We start from the raw sequence: 21,817 nt of genomic DNA, 5'->3' as shown, positions 1-21,817 counted from the left end.
TTCACACTATCGTGCCGGGGGTGTTCGCATTGTCGTTAGCGGACAGGGACAGCCGTGACACCATCACCTGGTCGATGCGGTAGCTGTCCACGTCCAGCACCTCGAACTTGTAGCCGCCCCAGCTTACGCTGTCCGTGCGGCGCGGCACGCGGCGCAGCATCACCATCAAAAAGCCGGCCAGGGTCTCGTACTCCTCGGCATGCGGCAACTCGTCCAGCGACAGGGCGCGCAGCACGTCGCCGATGGGCGTCACGCCGTCGATCAGCCACGAGTTCTCGTCGCGCCGCACGATCTGCTCCTCGTCGAGCGGCGAAACCAGGTCGCCCATCACCGTGCTCATCACGTCGTTGAGCGTGACCACGCCCACCACCAGGCTGTACTCGTTGACGATGACCGCAAAGTCCTCGTGCACCTGGCGGAACTGCTCGAGCACCTCGGACAGCGTGAGCCGGTCCGGCACGATGAGCACCTTGCGCACCAGGCTGTCGTCGGCCAGCGATATCGGCTGGTTGTTGAGCACGCGCTGGAACAGGTCCTTGGCATCCACATAGCCCACCACATGGTCGATGTCGCCCTCGCACACCGGGTAGGTCGAGAACGGCTCTGCCGCGATGCGCAGGCGTATCACCGCGTCCGACTCGTCGCGCAGGAAGAAGGAGACCCGGTCGCGCTGCGACATGGCGCTCGACACCATGCGCGTGTCCAGCTCGAACACGTTGGTGATCACCTGCTGCTCGCGCGCTGCCAGCACGCCGGCACGGGTGCCGGCCTCCATCATGGCCAGAATGTCGTCGGACGTGATGCGGTCATCGCGCAGCGAAGACAGCCCCAGCACGCGGAACAGCGCATCTGCCAGCCGGCTGTAGAACCACACCACCGGGCGCAGGATCGCCATGCACCAGGCCATGGGCTTGGCCAGGCGCACCACCAGCCGCTCGGGCTCGGCCATGCCCAGGCGCTTGGGAAACAGGTCGGCAAACAGGATGAACAGCGAGGTGATGACCAGGAACGACGCCAGGAAGCCCGCCTTCTGCGCATGGCCCTCGTTCAGCCACCAGCCGAACAGCGTGCTGAAGTGCGGGCTCAGCGCCCCCTCGCCCACGATACCGCCGAGGATGGCCACCGCGTTCTGCCCTACCTGCACCACCGTGAAATAGTCGCCCGGCTGCTCCTGCATGCGCAGCACGCGGTCGGCGCGCCCGTCGCCCTCGTCGGCCATCTGGCGCAGGCGCAGGCGGCGCGCGGCCGCCAGCGAAATCTCGGCCATGGAGAAGAAGGCACTGGCTGCAATCAGCAGCCCGATCACGAAAAAGCTTTGGGTCAGGGACATGAAGAGCGACAGAACGTGGCGCTGCGGCACACCGGGCTACAGAGTGTATCTGGGAGCCCGGCGCCCCAACAGGCCGCGTGCAGCGCCCTACTGCACGAAGCCGATGCGATTGCGCCCCGAGGCCGCCCGCGGCAGGTCGGCGATCTCCACCGTGGAGCGCCGCTCCAGCCGCGCGTTGCCAAAACCCGTCATCAGCGCCCGGCGCATCTCGCGCGGCGGCATCGTGGCCAGCAGGTCCAGCACATCGCCCTGCGGCTCGGGGTCGATCAGGCGGCCCCAGTCGTGCCCGGCGCGTATGCCCTGGTACAGGTTGCGCGCGATGGTGCGCGCCTGCGCCAGCGTGGGGGCTTCCACCTCGAACACGTTCATGCGGTTCAGGATCGGGTCGGGAATGCCCCGGGTGTCGTTGGCCGTGGTGATCCAGATGACCTGGCTCGCGTCGATGGCCACCTCGGCGAACTCGTCGGTGAAGCTCTGCGCGGTGTCGTGCTCGAGCAGGCTGTACAGCGCGCCCAGCGGGTCGTACTGCGCGTCCGACGCGGCCTTGTCGATCTCGTCGACCACGATCACCGGGTTCGCGTACTCGCCCTCCACCAGGGCCTCGAAAACCTTGCCGGGGCGTGCCCCCTTCCATTGGGCCGACGAGCCCGACAGCAGCCAGCCTGCGGTCATGGAACTCATGGGCAACAGGTTCATGCCCGTGCCCAGCAGCTCGGCCAGGTGGCGCGCAAAATGGGTCTTGCCGATGCCCGGGGGCCCCAGCAGCAGCATGGGCGTCACCTCCAGCCCGTCGCAGCTGTCCTGGGCCAGGGCCACATGGCGCTTCACGTCGTCCAGCACGTCCGTGAAATTGGGCAATTGTTCGTAGAGGCTCACCATGTCGGGCACCCCCGAGGGCTTCACCTGGAAGCGCTCCGGTCCGCGCTCCAGCATGCGCTCGTAGACGGTGCGCAGAGTTTCGTATTCGCGCTGGTTGCCCGACTCCTGCAGCCGCGAGAGCTTGCGCTCCACATCGCCGGGGTGGAACACATTGCGCATCTGGGCCACCGGCAGGCGCAGGGTGGGTGCTTGGGGAACAAGGCTATGGCTGGTCATCGCATGCTCTCCTTGTGAGTTGCAAAAACGTCACGTCACGCAAGCATTCAAGCACACAACATGCCTGCGCAAGTGCAGGACAAGCCCTGACAACGCTGGGTGTTGCCCCCAAAGCACAAGGCCGCCCGAAGGCGGCCTTGTGCCAGGCGACGAGTCGCTTACGCGCCGGTGCCCAGCACCTGCTTGAGCTCGCCCGATTCGTACATCTCCATCATGATGTCCGAGCCGCCGATGAACTCGCCCTTGACGTACAGCTGCGGGATGGTGGGCCACTGGCTGTATTCCTTGATGCCCTGGCGGATCTCGTCGTCCTCGAGCACGTTCACCGTGACCACGGACTTGGGGTCCACGCCGCTGGCCTTGAGGATCTGGATCGCGCGGCCCGAAAAACCGCACATGGGGAAGCTGGCGTTGCCCTTCATGAACAGCAGGATGTCGCTGGATTTCACGAGGGCGTCGATGCGTTGCTGGGTGTCGCTCATGGGGATACTCCTTGAAAGGGCTGGCGGGCCTCGCAGGCCCGCAACAGCGCGATTATTTCACTGTCGGCCACTGTCCGCCCGAGCAGCGGGCGATGCCGGCCAGATCCATGCGGCTTTGCACCTCGCTGAACCCCCCGGCACGCAGCAGTTCGCACACGGCATCCGCCTGGTCGTGGCCATGCTCCAGCAACAGCCAGCCCCCTGGCACAAGGTTATTGGGGGATTGCACCACGATGGTGCGTATGTCGTCCAGCCCATCGACGCCGCTGGCCAGGGCCTGCAGCGGCTCGTGGGTCAGTGCCGCCAGGTGCGGGTCGGCGGCAGCGATGTAGGGCGGGTTGGAGACGATGGCATCGAAGCGGCCTTCCACGCCCTGCAGCCAGTTGGCCTGTGCAAACGCTGCGGGCAGTGCCAGGCGCTGTGCGTTGGCCTGTGCCACGGCCAGCGCATCGGTACTGGCATCCACGGCCAGCACGCGGGCCGCTGGGCACTGGTGCTTGAGCGCCAGGGCGATGGCGCCGCTGCCCGTGCCCAGGTCCACCACGCGCGGGGCGGGCAGGGGGGCGATCACCTCCAGGGCCCAGTCCACCAGCGTCTCGGTGTCGGGGCGCGGGTCCAGCACGCGGGCGTCCACCTGCAGCGAGAGGCCGTAGAACTCCTTGCGTCCCGTGAGGTAGGCCACCGGCTCGCCCGCCGCGCGGCGCAGGCACAGTGCCTGGTAGCGGGCCGATGCCTCGGGGGGCAGCACATCGGTGTCGTGCGCCAGCAGCCAGGCGCGGTCGGTGGTGGCGCGGCCCAGCACGTGCAGCAGCAGCAGTTGCGCGTCGATGCGTACCAGGCCCAGGGTGCGGGCCTGGCCCAGGGCGTCGGCCACGGTGGCGGGCGGGTTGGGGGTGGTATCGTCCATGGCGGGGGGGGCGTGCAGGATCAGCCCGCCGCGCCCATTTCCAGCTCTTCGAGCTGCTCGGCCTCGCGGGCATGGGCCATGGCCTGCAGCACGTCGGCCAGGTCGCCCTCCATCACCAGCAGCAGCTTGTACAGCGTGAGGTTGATGCGGTGGTCCGTGAGCCGCCCTTGCGGGAAGTTGTAGGTGCGTATGCGGTCGCTGCGGTCGCCGCTGCCGATCAGGCCCTTGCGCAGCGCGGCTTCCTTGGCGGCGCGCTCGCTGCGCTCCTTTTCCTGGATGCGCGCCTGCAGCACCTGCAAGGCCTTGGCCTTGTTGCTGTGCTGGCTGCGGCCGTCCTGGCATTCGGCCACGATGCCGGTGGGCAAGTGCACCACGCGCACTGCCGAGTCGGTCTTGTTGATGTGCTGGCCCCCGGCGCCGCTGGCGCGGAAGGTGTCGATGCGCAGATCCGCCGGGTTGAGCTTGATGGCCTCGGTCTCGTCGGGCTCAGGCATCACGGCCACCGTGCAGGCGCTGGTGTGGATGCGGCCCTGCGTCTCGGTGGCCGGCACGCGCTGCACGCGGTGCCCGCCGGATTCGAACTTGAGCGTGCCATACACGTTGTCACCCTCGATGCGCAGCACGATTTCCTTGTAGCCGCCGAGCTCGGCCGCGTTCTCGCTCACCACCTCGACCTTCCAGCCCACGTTGGCGGCATAGCGCGAATACATGCGCGTGAGGTCGCCTGCGAACAGGGCCGACTCGTCGCCGCCCGTGCCCGCGCGGATTTCCATGAAGGCGTTGCGCGTGTCGTCCGGGTCCTTGGGCAGCAGCAGGCGCTGCAGCTCGTCTTCCAGCTGCAGCAGCTCGGCCTCGGCGCTGGTGACTTCCTCCTGCGCCATTTCGGCCATGTCGGGGTCGGCCAGCATCTCGCGCGCGCCGGCCAGGTCGGCCTCGCGCTGCACGTAGCGCGCATAGCGGCCCGCGACCTGGGTGACCTCGGCATGTTCGCGCGAGAGCAGGCGGTACTGGGCCATGTCGCCCATGATGTCCTCGCGCGAGAGCAGGAAATCGAGCTCGCCCAAGCGCTGGGCGTAGCGCTCCAGCTGGTTTCTGAGAAATGTCTTCATGCGGTGAAAAAGGGGGAGGGGCTGCTACGCGTTCGTAGCGGGCGCTGCCCTGCGGCGGGCAGCGGGCCGGGTGGAGCGGCGGGCGCCGCTACAGGCCGCTGTTCTTGCTTTGCGAGCGCAGGAACAGGCGCGAGACGGTCTGCGCCGTCTGGGCGCGCATCTCGGCGTCGCCTGCATGCAGCTCGGCCATGGTGCCGTGCAGCATCTTCTGCGTGATGCCGCGCGACAGGGCTTCGAGCACGGCATCCACGTCCTCGCCACGGGCCAGCAGCTTCTTGGCGCGCGCGATCTCGGCGGCGCGCCAGCTGTCGGTCTGGGCGTTGAGCTGCTGGATCAGGGGCACCACGCCACCCTCGGGGTGGCGCTGGTCCATCCAGTGCATGAAGCTCTGCACGCCCGCATCGATGATGGCCTCGGCCTGCTCCACGGCCGCCTGGCGGTTGGCCTGGGCGGTCTGCACCACGCTGGCCAGGTCGTCCACCGTGTACAGATAGACGTCGCCCAGGGCCTTGACCTCGGGCTCGATGTCGCGTGGCACCGCCAGGTCGACCATGAACATGGGGCGGTGGCGGCGCTTCTTGAGCGCGCGCTCCACGGCCCCCAGGCCGATGATGGGCAGGCTGCTGGCGGTGCAGCTGATCACCGCGTCGAACTCGTGCAGCCGCTCGGGCAGATCGGCCAGGCGCATGACCTCGCCGCCAAAGCGCGTGGCGAGTTTTTCGCCACGCTCCAGCGTGCGGTTGGCAATCGCGATCTGCTTGGGGTTCTTGGCCGCGAAGTGGGTGGCGCACAGTTCGATCATCTCGCCTGCGCCCACGAAGAGCACGCGGATCTTGCCAAGGTCCTCGAACAACTGGCCGGCCAGACGCACGGCGGCAGCCGCCATGCTGATGCTGTGCGCGCCGATCTCGGTGGAGGTGCGCACCTCCTTGGCCACGGCAAAGCTGCGCTGGAACAGCTGGTTCAGGGTGGTGCCCAGTACGCCAGCGGTTTCGGCGGCGCGCACGGCGTCCTTCATCTGGCCCAGGATCTGGGCTTCGCCCAGCACCATGGAGTCGAGCCCGCTGGCCACGCGAAAGGCATGGCGCGCCACCAGGCTGTCTTCGAGCGAGTAGGAATGCGAGCGCAGCAGCGCCGGGCTCACGCCGCCGCTTTGCGCCAGCCAGCCCAGGGTATGGTCGATGGCCGCCTGCTCACCCGCACAGTAGATCTCGGTGCGGTTGCAGGTGGAAATGATGGCGGTTTCCACACCGGGGTGGCGACTGGATTGGCCCAGCGACTGGCGCAGGCCGTGCAGCGTGGGGGCGATCTGGTCGAGCGCGAACGCGAACCTGCCGCGCAAATCGAGGGGCGCGGTGGTGTGGTTGATGCCGAGGGCCCAGACTGCCATAGACGCTGATTATAAAATTGTTGGAACCTCCCGGTACAACTGCCTGGGAAAGCCTTGATCTGGGTCAATTCCTATGGGTCCTCTGGACACGCTGAACCACCTGCTGAATTTCCTCGCGCCCGCCGCCGCCATGGCCGTGCTGATGGTGCTGGGCGCCCGCCTGCTGGGCTGGAAATCCGGTGCCTACCGCGCCACGTGGGCCCAGGCTGCTATCCATTTCGCAGTGGGCAGCACTGTTCTGCTGGGCGGACTGGTGCTGCTGGGCCGCGACGGCAAGATGGCCACCTACGCCGCGCTGGTGCTGGCCTGCGCCAGCTGCCAGTGGGCCATGGGCAAGAGCTGGCGCGCCTGAGCGCACCCTCAGGCTGGGGCAACCGGCGCCAGCGGCGTGTCTCCCCCCTGTGCGCGGGTGCCATGCGTGATGGCCGTCGTGGCGGGTGGTGACAGCGCCAGGCCCGCATCGCGCAGGCTGTCCAGGATGGAGAACAGCAGGTCGCTGCGCACCCCGCCCGAATTGCGCGGGTTGCTCACATAGCCGATGGCCAGAAAGGTCAGCGTGCCGTTCAGGATGCCTTCGAGCTGCACGATGGGCTCGGGGTCGGCCATGATGCCTTCGTGGGCCGTGAAGGCCGCCAGGATCACCTCGCGCATGCGCTGGGCGTCGGTATCGAGCGGCGCCGGCAGTCGCAGCAGCACGCGGCCGGGGGCGCCGGTCAGCGTCATGTTGCGCACGGTCTTGGTGATGAACTCGGAGTTGGGCACGATCACGGTGGAGCGGTCGCCGAGCTGGATCTCGGTGGCGCGCACGTTCACGCGGCGCACGTCGCCCTCGGTCTCGCCCAGCACCACCCAGTCGCCCACGCGCACCGGCCGCTCCGCCAGCAGGATCAGGCCCGAGATGAAGTTCTGCACGATGGCCTGCAGCCCGAAGCCGATGCCCACCGAGAGCGCGCTGGCCACCCAGGCGATGCGCTCCACGCTGATGCCCAGGCCCGCCAACGCAATGGCGATCACCGCCACCCCGCCCACATAGCCCAGCAGGGTGACGATGGAGCTGCGCATGCCCGGCTCCAGCGAGGTGTTCGGAAAGAACTGGTCGCTGAGCCAGCGCTTCAAGATGCGGATCATCAGGAAGCCGGCGCAGGCGATGGCCAGCGCCGTCAGCAGCGCCTGCGGCGCCAGCGTCACGCTGCCCACCTGCAGGGTCTGGTTCACGCTGCCACCGCGGCGGAACACCTCGTCGGGCGCCGTGCCCAGCGGCGCCAGCAGGGCAATCACCATGTAGAACAGCAGCACCACGCGCAGCGCGCCCGAGGCCACCACGGCGCTCTGGTCCAGCAGCTTGCCGTCGATGCCCAGGCCCTTGTGCAGGCGCTGGCCGAAGCCCCCGCGCGAGGACAGCACAGCCTGCGCCAGGTCTTCCACCAGCTCGAACAGCAGGTAGGTGGTGGCGAACACCACGCCGGTCCAGACCATCTGGCCGGCCAGCATGTGCGCCAGGGCCACGAAGCCCAGCACCAGCAGCACCAGGATGGCGCAGGCCGTGGCGGCTGCCGCAGCCACCAGCAGGCCCACCCAGATGGGCCGAGGCGCGGGCGGTGGCTCCTGCGCCGGGGTTTCGGTGGCCGGAGCGTCCCCCGCAGGCGCTGCGGGCGCGCGCAGGTGGCGCAGGGCGCACAGGATGACCAGCGCCATCAGCAGGGCCGACAGGGTGTGCGCCGACACCTCGGCCGAGAGGCTGGCGCCCACCAAGCGGTTGACCTCGATGATGAGCCCGCCCAGCACGGCCGTGAGCGCCAGCCACCAGGGGTAGGGGGCCAGGCGCGTGGCCAGCTCGTCCGACAGGGCCGTGAGGCGCCAGGAGCTGCGCTTGCGCGAGATCAGCGCATGGCCCAGCGCAATCATGAAGGCGGCGAACACCACCAGCTGCATGGTGGCCCGCTCAAGCGCCTGCAGGCGCGGGCCCAGGCCGCCGTCTACCGTGAGGCTGCTCCACGCCAGTTGCGCCGCCAGCCCGAGCAGCAGGGTGTGCGCCACCACCGAGGCAAAGGCCAGCAGTGAGCGGCGCAGGCGGCCCTGCGGCAGGCGTGCCGGGGCCAGGCGCAGCAGCAGGCGTTCTGCCAACCAGGTGCCGGCAATCGCCACGAAGAGTGCCATGGCCAGGCTGACCGCAAAGCCTGTGCGGTGCCGGGGCTCCCAGGCTTTTTCCACCGCCTCCTGCAATTCGGAGCCCAGGGACTGCAGGCGCATCCAGTCGCTGGGGAACGAGCTGCGCACATTGCGCCAGAAGGTGCCGGTCAGCGGCGAGTCGATGCGCGTCGTCAGCGCCGTCTGGAACAGCTCGCGCCGCTGGCGGATGATGTCGGCGCTGCGCTGCTCGGCATCCACCGCGATCAGGCGCGCCAGCTTGAGTTCGGAGTCGATGCCGCTGCGCTCCTTGGTCAGCGCGCTGCGCTGCTGCGCCACGTCGGGCGCCTCGGCCGATGCGCCCTTGTCCGGCGCGGGCCCCAGGCCCGCGAGCCGGGAGTCGACGTCCGCCAGCGCCTCGGCGCGCCGCGCGGCCACCTGGCTCGCGGCCGTGCCGATGGCCGAGACATCGCTGAGCCATTGGCGGTAGTCGTCGTCCTCGCCGATCTTGGCCGGGATGGCATCGAAGCGCTCGCGCAGCGCGTCGACGCTGGGCAGTTCGGGCTTTTCGCCGGCGGCGCTGCTGGCTGCGGCGGCGGGTGCCGTGGCTCCGCGGCCCTGGGCCAGCGCGGACGGCAGGGCGAACGGTCCGATCAGCAGCGCCAGGAGGGCGGCCTGCAGCAGGCCGGTCAGGTGGCGGGAATACCGGGGCGCAGGAAGGAGGGCCGTGCAGGCCGCAAGGCGGTCACGGAGGCGGTGCAATGTCATGCGTGCATTGTGGCGCGCCCATCGCACCGCTTGTGAGAGAGTGTTCCAGCCCGGGAAGGCTGGAACTGTGGGTCAGCCTGCGGGGCTGAACAGATCGACCCGGTCGGTGATGATGCCGTCCGTGCCCAGCGCGATCAGGCGCTGCACGGCCCAGGGGTCGTTCACGGTGTAGCTCAGCGTGCGCATGCCCTGGCCGTGCACGGTGGCCACCAGCGCGGCGTCCCACAGCGCATGGTTGCAGACGATGGCCACGCAGCCCAGGCCATGGGCCTCGTCGACGAAGCCCTGGCGGTGAACGTCGACCAGCAGCGCGCGCGGCAGCTGCGGCGCCGTGGCGCGCGCCCCCGCCAACGCGGCCGGCTGAAAGGACGACAGCAGCGGCGGCACCGCCTGGCCCTGCCACAGTCGGGCGGCAGTTTCCGCCACCACGCGGCCGGTGGTCTCTTCCAGCCCGGGCGTGGGCTTGATCTCGATGTTCAGGAAGTAGGCATTGGCGATGCAGTAGCGCGCCAGGGCCTCCAGCGTAGGCAGGGGTTCCCCCGCATGGGCGCGCGAATGCCAGCCACCGGCGTCGAGCTGCGACAGGGCGCTCCAGTCCAGGTCGCCGCCGGTGCCCTGGCCATTGGTCGTGCGCTGCAGCGTGGCGTCGTGCATCAGGAAGGGCACGCCATCGCGGCTGAGCTTGGCATCGCATTCGAACATGCGGTAGCCATGCTGGGCCCCGAGGCGAAACGCTGCCAGGGTGTTCTCGGGCGCGAGCTTGCCCGCGCCGCGGTGCGCGATCCAGCGCGGGTAGGGCCAGGCAGCGACCAAGCCGGCCTCGGTTTGCGCGTCACTCATGGAGTTCAGCCCGCAATGCGCTTGCCCGTGGTGGCGTCGAAGGCGTGCAGGCGGTCGGCGCGCGGCACCACGTGGATGATCGAATCGGGGGCCGGCGAGTGCGTGCCTTCTTCCACGCGCACGATGAGCTGCTCGCCATGCACGCGGCCGTAGATCAGGCGCTCGGCGCCCAGCAGTTCCACGGTTTCCACGGTGACTTCCCAGCCCTCGCCGCGCACGTCCAGGTGCTCGGGGCGGATGCCCAGGATGGTGCCGGGCTTGCCGCTCGGCGCATTCTTGAGCAGGTTCATCGGCGGCGAGCCGATGAAGCTGGCCACGAAGGTCGAGGCGGGCGTGTGGTAGACCTCCTCGGGCGTGCCGAACTGCTCCATGTTGCCGGCGTTCATCACGATCATGCGCTCGGCCAGGGTCATGGCCTCGACCTGGTCGTGGGTCACGAACAGGCTGGTGATGCCCAACTCGCGGTGCAGCTTCTGGATCTCCAGGCGCGTCTGGGCGCGCAGCTTGGCGTCCAGGTTGGACAGCGGCTCGTCGAACAGGAACACCTGGGGCTGGCGCACGATGGCCCGGCCCATGGCCACACGCTGGCGCTGGCCGCCCGAGAGCTCGCGCGGCTTGCGTTCGAGCAGGTGGCCGAGCTCCAGGATCTTGGCGGCCTTGTCCACGCGCGCCTTGATCTCGTCCTTGGGCACCTTGGCGATCTTCAGGCCATAGGCCATGTTCTCGAAGTTCGTCATGTGCGGGTACAGCGCATAGTTCTGGAACACCATGGCGATGTCGCGCTGGGCCGGTTCCAGGTCGTTCACGACGCGGTCGCCGATGCGCAGCTCGCCGCCGGAGATTTCTTCGAGGCCCGCCACCATGCGCAGCAGGGTGGATTTGCCGCAGCCCGAGGGGCCGACGATGACGACGAACTCGCCGTCCTGGACCTCGGCGTTCACGCCATGGATGACCTGGTTGGCCTTGGGGCCGGTGCCGTAGCGCTTGACGATATTGCGAAGGGAGATGGATGCCATAACAACTTGGGGATCTGGGTTGTGTCTGGGCGGCACGGGTGGGTGGCCGCCACGGTCATTGGGTTGCGGGTGTGTCGCTTACTTTTCGGTATCGACCAGGCCCTTGACGAACCAGCGCTGCATGAACACCACCACCAGCGCGGGCGGCAGCATGGCCAGCAGGGCTGTGGCCATCACGATGTTCCATTCATTGCCGGTGTCGCCGCCGGCGATCATGCGCTTGATGCCGATCACCACGGGGTACATGTCTTCCGAGGTGGTCACCAGCAGCGGCCACAGGTACTGGTTCCAGCCGTAGATGAACTGGATCACGAACAGTGCGGCGATCGAGGTGCGCGACAGCGGCACCAGGATGTCCTTGAAGAAGCGCATGGGGCCGGCGCCGTCCACGCGGGCGGCCTCCACCAGCTCGTCGGGCACCGTCAGGAAGAACTGGCGGAACAGGAAGGTCGCGGTGGCCGAGGCGATCAGCGGCACGGTCAGGCCCGCATAGCTGTTGAGCATGCCCAGGTTGGAGACCACCTGGTAGGTAGGTCCGATGCGCACTTCCACCGGCAGCATCAGCGTGATGAAGATCAGCCAGAAGCAGATGCCCTTGAAGGGGAAACGGAAGTACACGATGGCGAAGGCCGAGAGCAGCGAGATCGCGATCTTGCCCACGGTGATCACGATGGCGGTGACGAAGCTCACCCACATCATGCGCGCCACGGGCGCGGTGGAGCCGGCGCCCGCGCCGCCGCCGAACAGCGTGTCGTGGTAGGTCTGCCAGAAATTGCTGCCGGGCAGCAGGGGCATGGGCGCCTGCACGATGTCCTGTGCCGTGTGCGTTGAGGCCACGAACGCCAGGTACAGCGGGAAGCCGACGATGATCACCCCCAGCACCATGATCAGGTGCGAGAAGAGTTTGAGATAGGGACTGCGCTCTACCATGGTCAGTACTGCACTTTCTTTTCTACATATCGGAACTGGATCACGGTAAGCGTCACCACGATGAACATCAGCACCACCGACTGCGCGGCCGAGCCGCCCATGTCCATGGCCTTGAAGCCGTCGTAGTACACCTTGTAGACCAGGATCGAGGTCTCGCGCCCCGGGCCGCCTTGGGTGGTCGAGTCCACGATGGCGAAGGTGTCGAAGAAGGCGTAGACCACGTTGATCACCAAGAGGAAGAACGTGGTGGGCGACAGCAGCGGGAACTGGATGCTCCAGAACCGGCGCCAGGGGCCGGCTCCGTCGATGGCGGCGGCTTCGATGAGCGACTTGGGGATGGACTGCAGGCCCGCCAGGAAGAACAGGAAGTTGTAGGAGATCTGCTTCCACACGGCCGCCACCACGATCAGCGCCATGGCGTGGTCGGAGTTGAGTACGTGGTTCCAGTTGAAGCCCGACTGGCGCAGCATGTACGACACCACGCCGAGCGAGGGCGAGAACATGAACATCCACAGCACGCCGGCCACGGCCGGGGCCACGGCATAGGGCAGCAGCAGCGCCGTCTTGTACGCCAGGGCGCCCTTGACGATGCGGTCCGCGAAGATGGCCAGGACCAGCGACAGGCTGATGCCGCTGACGGCCACCAGGATGGAGAAGAACGCGGTGGTCTTGAACGAGGCCAGGTATCCGGGGTCATCGAACAGCGCCTTGAAGTTGTCGAACCCTACCCATTCGTTGGAAAAGCCGAAGGTGTCCTGCACCTGGAACGACTGCACCAGGGCCTGCCCCGCAGGCCAGAAAAAGAAGACGCTGATGATGACCAACTGGGGCGCGAGAAGCACCCAGGGTAGCCACGCAGAGCGAAAGAGAACGCGTTTTTCCATGTCCAGACTCTCAAAAAGACAACCCGCCGACCAGCAAGCCGGGTGGGCTTGCAAGGGAGGCGGGCTTTCGGCAACGCCCTGGCCGGTGTGCCAGGGCTGCTGCCATGGGCGCTAAAAGCGCTTACTTGTTGGCGCGTGCGAAGCGCGCCAGTTGCTCGTTGCCGCGGGTGGTTGCGGTGTCCAGGGCTTCCTTGGGAGACTTCTTGCCGGACCAGATCTGCTCGGTTTCCTCGTCGATGATGGTGCGGATCTGCACGAAATTGCCCAGGCGAATGCCGCGCGACTTGTCGGTGGCCTTGCGGATCATCTGCGTCACGGCCACGTCGGTGCCGGGGTTCTTTTCATAGAAACCGGAGGCTTCGGTCAGCTTGTAGGCTGCCGTGGTCACGGGCAGGTAACCGGTGCGCTGGTGGCTGGCGGCCTGGATCTTGGTGTCGTTCAGGAAGTTCAGGAAGTCGGCCACGCCCTTGTATTCCTCGGCCTTCTTGCCGGACATCACCCACAGGCTGGCGCCGCCGATGGCGGTGTTCTGGGGCGCGCCCTTCACGTCGTCGTAGTAAGGCAAAGTCGAGATGCCGTAGGCAAACTTGGCTTCCTTGGCCACGCGGGCATACAGACCTGCCGAGCCGATGATCATGGCGCACTCGCCCGAAGGGAAGGAGGCGTCGGGCGCGTTGGCGCGGCCCTTGTAGACGAAACTGCCGTCCTTGGAGGCCTTGGCCAGGTTTTCGAAGTGACGCACGTGCAGCGGTGTGTTGATCTGCAGCTGGGCGTCATTGCCGTCGAAGCCGTTGTTCTTGGACGCGAACAGCGTGTTGTGCCACAGCGAGAAGCTCTCCAGCTGCGTCCAGCTGATCCAGCTCGTCGTGAATGGGCAGCTGTGGCCGCTGGCCTTGAGCTTGGAGGCGGTGGCGAACAATTCGGGCCAGGTCTTTGGCGGCTTGTCGGCGTCCAGGCCCGCCTTCTTGAAGGCGTCCTTGTTGTAGTAGAAGATGGTGGTGGAGCTGTTGAGCGGGTAGCTCAGCATCTGGCCGTTGGGCGCCGTGTAGTAGCCGGCCACGGCCGACACGTACTGGGTCGGGTCGAACTTGAAGCCGCCGTCGTTGAGCACCTTGGCCACCGGCACGATGGCGCCCTTGCTGGCCATCATGGTGGCGGTGCCCACTTCGAACACCTGGATGATGTGGGGGGCATTGCCCGCGCGGAAGGCCGCGACCGCACCGGTCATCGACTCGTCGTAGGTGCCCTTGTACGTGGGTACGACCTTGTACTTGGTCTGGCTGGCGTTGTACTGCTTGGCCAGATCGTTCACCCAGTCGCCCAGGGCGGCGCTCATCGAGTGCCACCACTGGATTTCTACTTGTTGGGCCTGCGCAGGCGCGCAGACGGACAGGGCGATGGCAGCAGACAGTGCCAGATGCTTGATTTGCATGGATGGTTCCTTCCGGAGATGGCGAAATGCACAAAGGGCGGATGCTAGGCACCCCATGTGACAGTGATGTGTCGTTGTCGCACAGCACTGTAGTGGTCACAACTGGGGAAATCCCCTTGCGCTGGGCGCGGTGTGTCCAATTGTGACGCTTATGTGACAGTATTTTGCCATTCACGGAGCGCTGCAAGGTTTTGTGCGTTGCACCATCCTTGGTGCATAGTGGTGCTTGCGCCGCACACCTTCGGTGCGCCGCATGACCTGTTCCGTTTTTCATCCGCAACCACAACTGCCATGGCCAACAACTCTCTGGACAAGAACAAGATCAAATTCCTGCTGCTCGAAGGCATCCACCCCTCTGCGGTGGAAGTGCTTCGGTCTGCGGGCTACACCCAGATTGAAACCATCTCCGGCGCGCTGCCCGACGAGGAGTTGAAGGCCAAGATCGCCGACGTGCACTTTCTGGGCATCCGCTCGCGCACGCAGCTGACCGAGGAAGTCTTTGCCAAGGCCGGCAAGCTCGTGGCCGTGGGGTGCTTTTGCATCGGTACCAACCAGGTGGACCTCGATGCGGCGCGCGAGCGGGGCATTGCCGTGTTCAACGCCCCGTATTCCAATACCCGCTCCGTGGCCGAGCTGGTGCTGGCCGAGGCCATCCTGCTGCTGCGCGGCGTGCCCGAGAAAAATGCCGTGGCGCACCGTGGTGGCTGGCTCAAATCGGCCGACAACGCTTACGAGATCCGCGGCAAGACCCTGGGCATCGTCGGCTACGGCTCCATCGGCACGCAGCTGTCGGTGCTGGCCGAGGCCCTGGGCATGCAGGTAGCCTTCTTCGACGTGGTCAACAAGCTGCCCCTGGGCAATGCGCGCCAGGTGCACAAGCTGCACGACCTGCTCGCGCAAAGCGACATCGTGACCCTGCACGTGCCCGAGCTGCCCTCCACGCAATGGATGATCGGCGCCGCCGAGATCGCCGCCATGAAACCGGGCGGCATCCTGATCAACGCCGCGCGCGGCACGGTGGTCGAGATCGAGCCGCTGGCCGAGGCGCTCAAGTCGCGCAGGCTGCTGGGCGCCGCCATCGACGTCTTCCCCGTCGAGCCGCGCACCAACAAGGACGAGTTCCTGTCGCCCCTGCGTGGGCTGGACAACGTGATCCTCACCCCGCACGTGGGCGGCTCCACCATGGAGGCCCAGGCCAACATCGGCCTGGAAGTGGCCGAGAAGCTGGTGAAGTACAGCGACAACGGCACCAGCACCTCGTCGGTCAACTTCCCCGAGGTGGCGCTGCCCGCCCACCCGGGCAAGCACCGCCTGCTGCACATCCACCGCAACGTGCCGGGCGTGCTGTCCGAGATCAACCGCATCTTCTCGGACAACCAGATCAACATTTCTGCCCAGTACCTGCAGACCAACGAGAAGGTCGGTTACGTGGTGATCGACATCGACGCGGCCTCGTCCGACCTGGCGCTGGACAAGCTGGCCGGCGTCACCGGCACGCTGCGCAGCCGGGTGCTGTTCTGAACATCGCCTGAGCGGGTGCGCGGGGTGGGGCAGGGGCCTGCCCTGCACCCGCCGGGCCTCTGGCGTAAAATCACGCCCCCGAGGCTCATGGGCGCGCAGCGCCCACCCCAGGTAGACCCCCATGAATGTTCCGATAGCGTTGGCTGCCTTGCAGACGCAGGCCGCCGAGCCTGTGCGTCTGCGCGAGATCCCCTATAACTACACCTCGTTCTCCGACCGGGAGATCGTGATCCGCCTGCTGGGGTCCCCAGCCTGGGAGGTGCTCGATCAGCTGCGCAAGGAACGGCGCACCGGGCGATCCGCCCGCATGCTCTACGAGGTGCTGGGCGACATCTGGGTGGTGCAGCGCAACCCCTACCTGCAGGACGACCTGCTGGACAACCCCGGCCGGCGCAAGCAACTGGTGGAGGCCCTGCAGCACCGCCTGGCCGAGATCGACAAGCGCCGCACCCCGGGCGACGACGCCGGGCGTGACCGCCTGGTGGGCGAGCTGGTCGAGGCCGCCGGCAAGGCCGTGGCCGCGTTCAATGCCACCTTCGTGCAGGCCACCGAGCTGCGCCGGCGCATCCAGCGCACGCTGGGGCGCCTGACGGCCAAGGACAACATCAAGTTCGACGGTCTGTCGCGCGTGAGCCACGTGACCGACGCCACCGACTGGCGCGTCGAGTACCCGTTCGTGGTGCTGGTGCCCGACACCGAGGCCGAGATGGCCCTGCTGGTCAAGGGCTGCATCGAGCTCGGGCTGACCATCATCCCGCGCGGGGGCGGCACCGGCTACACCGGCGGCGCCATTCCGCTGACCTGGAAGAGCGTGGTCATCAACACCGAGAAGCTCGAGGCCATGACCGAGGTGGAAATGCGCCGCCTGCCGGGCATGGACAGCGAGGTGGGCACGGTGTGGACCGAGGCCGGCGTGGTCACCCAGCGCGTGGCCGATGCGGCCGAGCGCGCGGGTTTCGTCTTCGCCGTGGACCCGACCAGCGCCGAGGCCTCGTGCATCGGCGGCAACATCGCCATGAACGCCGGCGGCAAGAAGGCCGTGCTCTGGGGCACGGCGCTCGACAACCTGGCCAGCTGGCGCATGGTGACGCCCGAGGCCCAGTGGCTCGAAGTGACCCGGCTGGACCACAACATGGGCAAGATCCATGACGTGGAGACCGCCACCTTCGAGCTGCAGTACTTCGAGGCCGACGGCAAGACGCCGCTGCGCACCGAGCGCCTGGCCATTCCGGGCAAGACCTTCCGCAAGGAAGGCCTGGGCAAGGACGTGACGGACAAGTTCCTCTCGGGCCTGCCCGGCATCCAGAAAGAGGGCTGCGACGGCCTGATCACCAGCGCGCGCTGGGTGGTGCACCGCATGCCGCAGCACACCCGCACCGTGTGCATGGAATTCTTCGGCAATGCCAAGGACGCGGTCCCGAGCATCGTCGAGATCAAGGACTACATGTTCGCCGAGCAAAAACGCTCCGGCGTGCTGCTCGCCGGCCTGGAACACCTGGACGACCGCTACCTCAAGGCCGTGGGCTACGCCACCAAGAGCAAGAAGGGCAACGGTGGTTTGCCCAAGATGGTGCTGATCGGTGACATCGCGGGCGACAACGCCGACGAAGTGGCGCGCGTGACCAGTGAGGTGGTGCGCATCGCCAATTCGCGCAACGGCGAAGGCTTCATCGCCATCAGCCCCGAGGCGCGCAAGAAGTTCTGGCTCGACCGCAAGCGCACGGCCGCCATCAGCCGCCACACCAACGCCTTCAAGATCAATGAAGACGTGGTGATCCCGCTGCCGCGCATGGCCGAGTACACCGACGGCATCGAGCGCATCAACATCGAGCTGTCGCTGCGCAACAAGATCAAGCTGTGCGATGCGTTCACCGACTTCTTCGAGCGCGGCAACCTGCCCCTCGGAAAGCAGGACGACGCCAACGAGATCCCCTCGGCCGAACTGCTCGAGGACCGCGTGGCCCAGGCCATCGCCCTGGTGGCCGAGGTGCGCACGCTGTGGGCCACCTGGCTGCAGAACGTGGACAGCCTGTTCCCCCAATTGCAGGACCACACCCTGCGCGCGAGCTGGAAGACCCAGCTGCGCGCCCCGCTCTCGGGCATCTTCGCGGGCGCGGCGTTCAAGCCCATCCTCGACGAGGCCACGGCCATCCACAAGCGCGTGCTCAAGGGCCGCGTCTGGGTGGCCCTGCACATGCATGCCGGCGACGGCAATGTGCACACCAACCTGCCGGTCAACAGCGACGACTACGAGATGCTGCAGACCGCGCACGAGGCGGTGGCGCGCATCATGGTGCTGGCGCGCAGCCTGGACGGAGTGATCTCGGGCGAGCACGGCATCGGCATCACCAAGCTCGAATTCCTGACCGACGAGGAGCTGCGCCCCTTCGCCGAGTACAAGCAGCGCGTGGACCCCGAGGGCCGATTCAACAAGGGCAAGCTGCTGCGCGATGCCGCGCCGGTGCTGGCCATGGACACCACCCCCGGCGGCCAGGCGCGCGACCCGGCGCTGCTGCACGCCGACCTGACCAACGCCTACACGCCGAGCTTCGGCCTCATGGGGCATGAGTCGCTGATCATGCAGCAGAGCGACATCGGCGCCATCGCCGATTCGGTCAAGGACTGCCTGCGCTGCGGCAAGTGCAAGCCGGTGTGCGCCACGCATGTGCCGCGCGCCAACCTGCTGTACAGCCCGCGCAACAAGATCCTGGCCACCTCGCTGCTGGTGGAGGCCTTCCTGTACGAGGAGCAGACCCGCCGCGGCGTGAGCATCAAGCACTGGCAGGAGTTCGAGGACGTGGCCGACCACTGCACGGTGTGCCACAAGTGCGAGAGCCCCTGCCCGGTGAAGATCGACTTCGGCGACGTCACCATGAACATGCGCAACCTGCTGCGCAAGATGGGCAAGAAGACCTTCCGCCCCGGCAACGCGCTGGCGATGACCATGCTCAACGCCACCAATCCCGAGACCATCAAGTTCATGCGCTCGGCCATGGTGGACGTGGGCTTCAAGGCCCAGCGCATGGCCGTGGACCTGCTGCGAAAGGTCGGCCGCAAGCAGACCGCCAAGCCGCCTGCCACCGTGGGCACCGCGCCGGTCAAGGAGCAGGTGATCCACTTCATCAACAAGAAACTGCCCGGCGGCCTGCCCAAGCGCACCGCGCGTGCGCTGCTGGACATCGAGGACAAGGACTACGTCCCCATCATCCGCAACCCCAAGGCGACCACGGCCGAGGCCGAGGCGGTGTTCTACTTCCCGGGCTGCGGGTCGGAGCGCCTGTTCAGCCAGGTGGGCCTGGCCACCCAGGCCATGCTTTGGCATGCGGGCGTGCAGACCGTGTTGCCCCCGGGTTACCTGTGCTGCGGCTACCCGCAGCGCGGCAGCGGCCAGTTCGACAAGGCCGAGAAGATGATCACCGACAACCGGGTGCTCTTCCACCGTGTGGCCAATACGCTCAACTACCTCGATATCAAGACCGTGGTGGTCAGCTGCGGCACCTGCTACGACCAGTTGCAGGGCTACGAGTTCGACAAGATCTTCCCGGGCAGCCGCATCATCGACATCCACGAATACCTGCTGGAAAAGGGCATTGCCCTGCAGGGCAAGGGCGCCTACCTGTACCACGAGCCCTGCCACAACCCCATGAAGCAGCAAGACGCCTTGAAGACCGTGAAGGCGCTGGTCGGCGAGCAGGTCTTGAAGAGCGAGCGCTGCTGCGGCGAATCGGGCACGCTGGGCGTGACGCGCCCCGACATCTCCACCCAGGTGCGCTTTCGCAAGGAAGAGGAAATCCGCAAGGGCGAGGCCGCCCTGCGCGCCAGCGGCGCCGTGGGCGAGAAGGACAACGTGAAGATCCTCACCAGCTGCCCAAGCTGTCTGCAGGGCCTGAACCGCTACCAGGACGACCTGAACAACGGCCTGCTCGAAGCCGACTACATCGTGGTCGAGATGGCGCGCGAGATCCTGGGCGAGAACTGGATGCCCGAGTACGTGGAGCGCGCCAACCAGGGCGGCATCGAGCGGGTGCTCGTATGAGTGACGGGGGGGCGAATGCCTGCCCCCTGTGCGCCACCGATGGCGGCGCACTGGTCTGGCGCGGCACGCGCGTGCGTGTGATCCGCGCCGACGAAGCCGGCTTTCCGGCCTTCTACCGCGTGGTGTGGAATGCGCACGCGGCCGAGTTCTCCGATCTGTCGGCCGCCGAGCGCGTGCACTGCATGGAAGCCGTCACGGCCGTGGAGCAGGCGCTGCGCGAGCACCTGGCGCCCACCAAGGTCAATCTGGCGGCGCTGGGCAACATGGTGCCGCACCTGCACTGGCACGTGATTGCGCGCTTTGCCTGGGACAGCCATTTCCCCGCGCCGGTGTGGGCGGCGGCCCAGCGGCCCAGCCCGGCGGACGAGGAGGCCGCGCTGCGTGCGCGCTTGCCGGCGGCCGAGGCCGCCATGGTGGCCGCGCTGCAGACACTGCGGTAACCGCGCAGCCCGGCGGGTTGCACGCGGTACGGCCTGCGGGTGGGAGAATGCAGGCCGGCCTGGCGGTCGTCGCCAAGGCCGTTTTTCACAGGTGGATATCCATGGCAGGTTTGAAAACGGGTTCGCCCACGCCCCAGGCGCTCACGGTGCATGGCAAGTCGCGGGTGCTCGAAGTGGTGTTCTCGGATGGCGCGGCATTCCGCATCCCGTTCGAACTGATGCGCGTGTACTCGCCTTCGGCCGAGGTGAAAGGGCACGGGCCCGGCCAGGAGGTGCTGCAGACCGGCAAGCGCGACGTGGCCCTCGAAGGCCTGGAGCCCATCGGCAACTACGCCGTCAAGCCCACGTTCTCGGATGGGCATGACACGGGCATCTTCACCTGGGAATACCTGTACGAGCTGGGCCAGCAAGAGGCCGCCCTGTGGGCGCAGTACGAAAGCCGGCTGGCCGATGCTGGCGTGGACCGCGATGCGCCCATGGCCCCCAAGGGCCACGACCACGGCGGCGGCGCCTGCGGCAGCCATTGATACCCGCCCAACTCCGTACGGGCCGTGCCGGCGCAGCCACTGTGGCCCGCGCGCACCACTGTGGCGCCCGGTGCGCTGGCCTTTGGTGCTCTTCTTACAATAGCAAACCCGGCATGCATGGACAGGTGTTGCCTGTCTTTTGATGCGGGGTATTGAAAAACCCCTGCGGCAGATGCCCCGTTTCAGTGCGGGGTTGTCGCTGTACCTTGGGCGCACAGGCGCCTAGCATGAATCCCATGAGCAGCACCCATTTCGGTTTCCAGTCCGTCGACGAGCAGGACAAAGCGCGCCATGTGCGCGGTGTGTTCGATTCCGTCGCGTCCAAGTACGACGTCATGAACGACCTCATGTCGGCGGGCCTGCACCGCGCCTGGAAGGCCTACACCGTCATGGTGGCCAACCTGCGCGAAGGCAGCCAGGTGCTGGACATCGCGGGTGGCACGGGCGACCTGGCCCTGGCGTTTTCGAAGAAGGTCGGCACCACCGGCCGCGTGGTGCACACCGACATCAACGAGGCCATGCTGCGCACCGGGCGCAACCGCCTGATCGACGCGGGCGTGGTGCTGCCCACCCTGGTCTGCGATGCCGAGAAGCTGCCGTTTCCCGATGCCCACTTCGATGTGGTGAGCGTGGCGTTTGGTTTGCGCAACATGACGCACAAGGATGTTGCGCTCAAGGAAATGTGCCGCGTGCTCAAGCCCGGCGGCAAGCTGCTGGTGCTCGAATTCTCCAAGGTCGCCAAGCCGCTGACCAAGGCCTACGACTGGTATTCCTTCAAGGTGCTGCCGCAATTGGGCAAGCTGGTGGCCGGCGATGACTCGAGCTACCGCTACCTGGCCGAGTCCATCCGCATGCACCCGGGCCAGGAGGAGCTCAAAAGCCTCATGCAACAAAGTGGCTTTGGGCATGTGGACTATCACAACATGACTGGCGGCATAGTGGCCTTGCATGTTGGAATCAAGTGCTGAGCAGCAAAGCTCAGC

Annotated in this window: 18 protein-coding genes; 6 read left to right on the top strand and 12 right to left on the bottom strand. The window is 67.0% G+C overall.

Going from position 1 to position 21,817, the window contains the following annotated elements:
- Window position 1 precedes the first annotated feature (1 nt).
- From U5N23_RS24025 to hemA, 6 genes are all read right to left on the bottom strand, one after another.
- Window positions 2-1,330: a hemolysin family protein gene (locus U5N23_RS24025; RefSeq protein ID WP_322595225.1), complete on the bottom strand. Its 1,329-nt coding sequence runs from the start codon at window positions 1,328-1,330 to the stop codon at window positions 2-4.
- An 87-nt stretch (window positions 1,331-1,417) separates the two neighbouring features.
- The gene (locus tag U5N23_RS24020; protein ID WP_322595224.1) at window positions 1,418-2,425 is read right to left on the bottom strand and encodes an AAA family ATPase; all 1,008 of its coding nucleotides are present in this window, start codon (window positions 2,423-2,425) and stop codon (window positions 1,418-1,420) included.
- 158 nt (window positions 2,426-2,583) lie between these two features.
- A complete protein-coding gene (gene grxD, locus U5N23_RS24015) occupies window positions 2,584-2,907 on the bottom strand; it encodes a Grx4 family monothiol glutaredoxin (RefSeq protein WP_322595223.1) in 324 nt (107 codons plus the stop codon).
- Window positions 2,908-2,959: 52 nt separating this feature from the next.
- A complete protein-coding gene (gene prmC / locus U5N23_RS24010) occupies window positions 2,960-3,814 on the bottom strand; it encodes a peptide chain release factor N(5)-glutamine methyltransferase (protein ID WP_322595222.1) in 855 nt (284 codons plus the stop codon).
- 20 nt (window positions 3,815-3,834) lie between these two features.
- Window positions 3,835-4,923 (bottom strand): peptide chain release factor 1, encoded by a 1,089-nt coding sequence (gene prfA, locus U5N23_RS24005; RefSeq protein ID WP_322595221.1) that lies wholly within the window; start codon window positions 4,921-4,923, stop codon window positions 3,835-3,837.
- 88 nt (window positions 4,924-5,011) lie between these two features.
- Window positions 5,012-6,313 (bottom strand): glutamyl-tRNA reductase, encoded by a 1,302-nt coding sequence (gene hemA, locus U5N23_RS24000; RefSeq protein WP_322595220.1) that lies wholly within the window; start codon window positions 6,311-6,313, stop codon window positions 5,012-5,014.
- A gap of 73 nt (window positions 6,314-6,386) precedes the next feature.
- On the opposite strand from hemA, the gene U5N23_RS23995 reads away from it, so the two are divergent.
- Complete coding sequence (locus U5N23_RS23995) at window positions 6,387-6,665, top strand: hypothetical protein (RefSeq protein ID WP_322595219.1); 279 nt, start codon at window positions 6,387-6,389, stop codon at window positions 6,663-6,665.
- Between the two features lie 8 nt (window positions 6,666-6,673).
- Here U5N23_RS23995 and U5N23_RS23990 read toward each other — a convergent pair whose 3' ends face one another.
- The 6 genes from U5N23_RS23990 to ugpB form a co-directional block, all read right to left on the bottom strand.
- Window positions 6,674-9,208, bottom strand: coding sequence for a DUF3772 domain-containing protein (locus U5N23_RS23990; RefSeq protein WP_322595218.1), 2,535 nt, complete (start codon window positions 9,206-9,208; stop codon window positions 6,674-6,676).
- A 72-nt stretch (window positions 9,209-9,280) separates the two neighbouring features.
- Window positions 9,281-10,048: a glycerophosphodiester phosphodiesterase gene (gene ugpQ / locus U5N23_RS23985; RefSeq protein ID WP_322595217.1), complete on the bottom strand. Its 768-nt coding sequence runs from the start codon at window positions 10,046-10,048 to the stop codon at window positions 9,281-9,283.
- 5 nt (window positions 10,049-10,053) lie between these two features.
- Window positions 10,054-11,064 carry a sn-glycerol-3-phosphate ABC transporter ATP-binding protein UgpC gene (gene ugpC / locus U5N23_RS23980; protein ID WP_322595216.1) on the bottom strand — a complete coding sequence of 337 codons (1,011 nt, stop codon included), beginning with the start codon at window positions 11,062-11,064 and terminating at the stop codon, window positions 10,054-10,056.
- Window positions 11,065-11,142: 78 nt separating this feature from the next.
- The gene (ugpE, locus tag U5N23_RS23975) at window positions 11,143-11,994 is read right to left on the bottom strand and encodes a sn-glycerol-3-phosphate ABC transporter permease UgpE (protein WP_057265119.1); all 852 of its coding nucleotides are present in this window, start codon (window positions 11,992-11,994) and stop codon (window positions 11,143-11,145) included.
- 2 nt (window positions 11,995-11,996) lie between these two features.
- Window positions 11,997-12,878 carry a sn-glycerol-3-phosphate ABC transporter permease UgpA gene (gene ugpA / locus U5N23_RS23970; protein ID WP_322595215.1) on the bottom strand — a complete coding sequence of 294 codons (882 nt, stop codon included), beginning with the start codon at window positions 12,876-12,878 and terminating at the stop codon, window positions 11,997-11,999.
- Window positions 12,879-12,999: 121 nt separating this feature from the next.
- Window positions 13,000-14,310, bottom strand: coding sequence for a sn-glycerol-3-phosphate ABC transporter substrate-binding protein UgpB (ugpB, locus tag U5N23_RS23965; protein ID WP_322595214.1), 1,311 nt, complete (start codon window positions 14,308-14,310; stop codon window positions 13,000-13,002).
- Between the two features lie 291 nt (window positions 14,311-14,601).
- On the opposite strand from ugpB, the gene serA reads away from it, so the two are divergent.
- From serA to ubiE, 5 genes are all read left to right on the top strand, one after another.
- Window positions 14,602-15,831, top strand: coding sequence for a phosphoglycerate dehydrogenase (serA, locus tag U5N23_RS23960; RefSeq protein ID WP_322595213.1), 1,230 nt, complete (start codon window positions 14,602-14,604; stop codon window positions 15,829-15,831).
- A gap of 121 nt (window positions 15,832-15,952) precedes the next feature.
- Window positions 15,953-19,867 (top strand): FAD/FMN-binding oxidoreductase, encoded by a 3,915-nt coding sequence (locus tag U5N23_RS23955; protein WP_322595212.1) that lies wholly within the window; start codon window positions 15,953-15,955, stop codon window positions 19,865-19,867.
- Complete coding sequence (locus U5N23_RS23950; protein WP_322595211.1) at window positions 19,864-20,307, top strand: HIT family protein; 444 nt, start codon at window positions 19,864-19,866, stop codon at window positions 20,305-20,307. The genes U5N23_RS23955 and U5N23_RS23950 overlap by 4 nt, the downstream gene beginning before the upstream one ends.
- 101 nt (window positions 20,308-20,408) lie before the next feature.
- Window positions 20,409-20,834, top strand: coding sequence for a DUF971 domain-containing protein (locus U5N23_RS23945; RefSeq protein WP_322595210.1), 426 nt, complete (start codon window positions 20,409-20,411; stop codon window positions 20,832-20,834).
- A gap of 236 nt (window positions 20,835-21,070) precedes the next feature.
- Window positions 21,071-21,802, top strand: coding sequence for a bifunctional demethylmenaquinone methyltransferase/2-methoxy-6-polyprenyl-1,4-benzoquinol methylase UbiE (gene ubiE / locus U5N23_RS23940; protein WP_322595209.1), 732 nt, complete (start codon window positions 21,071-21,073; stop codon window positions 21,800-21,802).
- Window positions 21,803-21,817: the final 15 nt, after the last annotated feature.

Origin of the sequence: Acidovorax sp. (genome assembly GCF_034519795.1) — a bacterium.
Taxonomy (GTDB): Bacteria; Pseudomonadota; Gammaproteobacteria; order Burkholderiales; family Burkholderiaceae_C; genus Acidovorax.
Note: the sequence above shows the minus strand (reverse complement) of the source record. Positions and strands in the feature narration are given on the sequence as shown.

What these genes read in the sequence shown, in the direction of transcription:
- U5N23_RS24025 (WP_322595225.1), bottom strand. Translation starts at nt 1,330, where the DNA reads ATGTCCCTGACCCAAAGCTTTTTCGTGATCGGGCTGCTGATTGCAGCC.
- U5N23_RS24020 (WP_322595224.1), bottom strand. Translation starts at nt 2,425, where the DNA reads ATGACCAGCCATAGCCTTGTTCCCCAAGCACCCACCCTGCGCCTGCCG.
- grxD (WP_322595223.1), bottom strand. Translation starts at nt 2,907, where the DNA reads ATGAGCGACACCCAGCAACGCATCGACGCCCTCGTGAAATCCAGCGAC.
- prmC (WP_322595222.1), bottom strand. Translation starts at nt 3,814, where the DNA reads ATGGACGATACCACCCCCAACCCGCCCGCCACCGTGGCCGACGCCCTG.
- prfA (WP_322595221.1), bottom strand. Translation starts at nt 4,923, where the DNA reads ATGAAGACATTTCTCAGAAACCAGCTGGAGCGCTACGCCCAGCGCTTG.
- hemA (WP_322595220.1), bottom strand. Translation starts at nt 6,313, where the DNA reads ATGGCAGTCTGGGCCCTCGGCATCAACCACACCACCGCGCCCCTCGAT.
- U5N23_RS23995 (WP_322595219.1), top strand. Translation starts at nt 6,387, where the DNA reads ATGGGTCCTCTGGACACGCTGAACCACCTGCTGAATTTCCTCGCGCCC.
- U5N23_RS23990 (WP_322595218.1), bottom strand. Translation starts at nt 9,208, where the DNA reads ATGACATTGCACCGCCTCCGTGACCGCCTTGCGGCCTGCACGGCCCTC.
- ugpQ (WP_322595217.1), bottom strand. Translation starts at nt 10,048, where the DNA reads ATGAGTGACGCGCAAACCGAGGCCGGCTTGGTCGCTGCCTGGCCCTAC.
- ugpC (WP_322595216.1), bottom strand. Translation starts at nt 11,064, where the DNA reads ATGGCATCCATCTCCCTTCGCAATATCGTCAAGCGCTACGGCACCGGC.
- ugpE (WP_057265119.1), bottom strand. Translation starts at nt 11,994, where the DNA reads ATGGTAGAGCGCAGTCCCTATCTCAAACTCTTCTCGCACCTGATCATG.
- ugpA (WP_322595215.1), bottom strand. Translation starts at nt 12,878, where the DNA reads ATGGAAAAACGCGTTCTCTTTCGCTCTGCGTGGCTACCCTGGGTGCTT.
- ugpB (WP_322595214.1), bottom strand. Translation starts at nt 14,310, where the DNA reads ATGCAAATCAAGCATCTGGCACTGTCTGCTGCCATCGCCCTGTCCGTC.
- serA (WP_322595213.1), top strand. Translation starts at nt 14,602, where the DNA reads ATGGCCAACAACTCTCTGGACAAGAACAAGATCAAATTCCTGCTGCTC.
- U5N23_RS23955 (WP_322595212.1), top strand. Translation starts at nt 15,953, where the DNA reads ATGAATGTTCCGATAGCGTTGGCTGCCTTGCAGACGCAGGCCGCCGAG.
- U5N23_RS23950 (WP_322595211.1), top strand. Translation starts at nt 19,864, where the DNA reads ATGAGTGACGGGGGGGCGAATGCCTGCCCCCTGTGCGCCACCGATGGC.
- U5N23_RS23945 (WP_322595210.1), top strand. Translation starts at nt 20,409, where the DNA reads ATGGCAGGTTTGAAAACGGGTTCGCCCACGCCCCAGGCGCTCACGGTG.
- ubiE (WP_322595209.1), top strand. Translation starts at nt 21,071, where the DNA reads ATGAGCAGCACCCATTTCGGTTTCCAGTCCGTCGACGAGCAGGACAAA.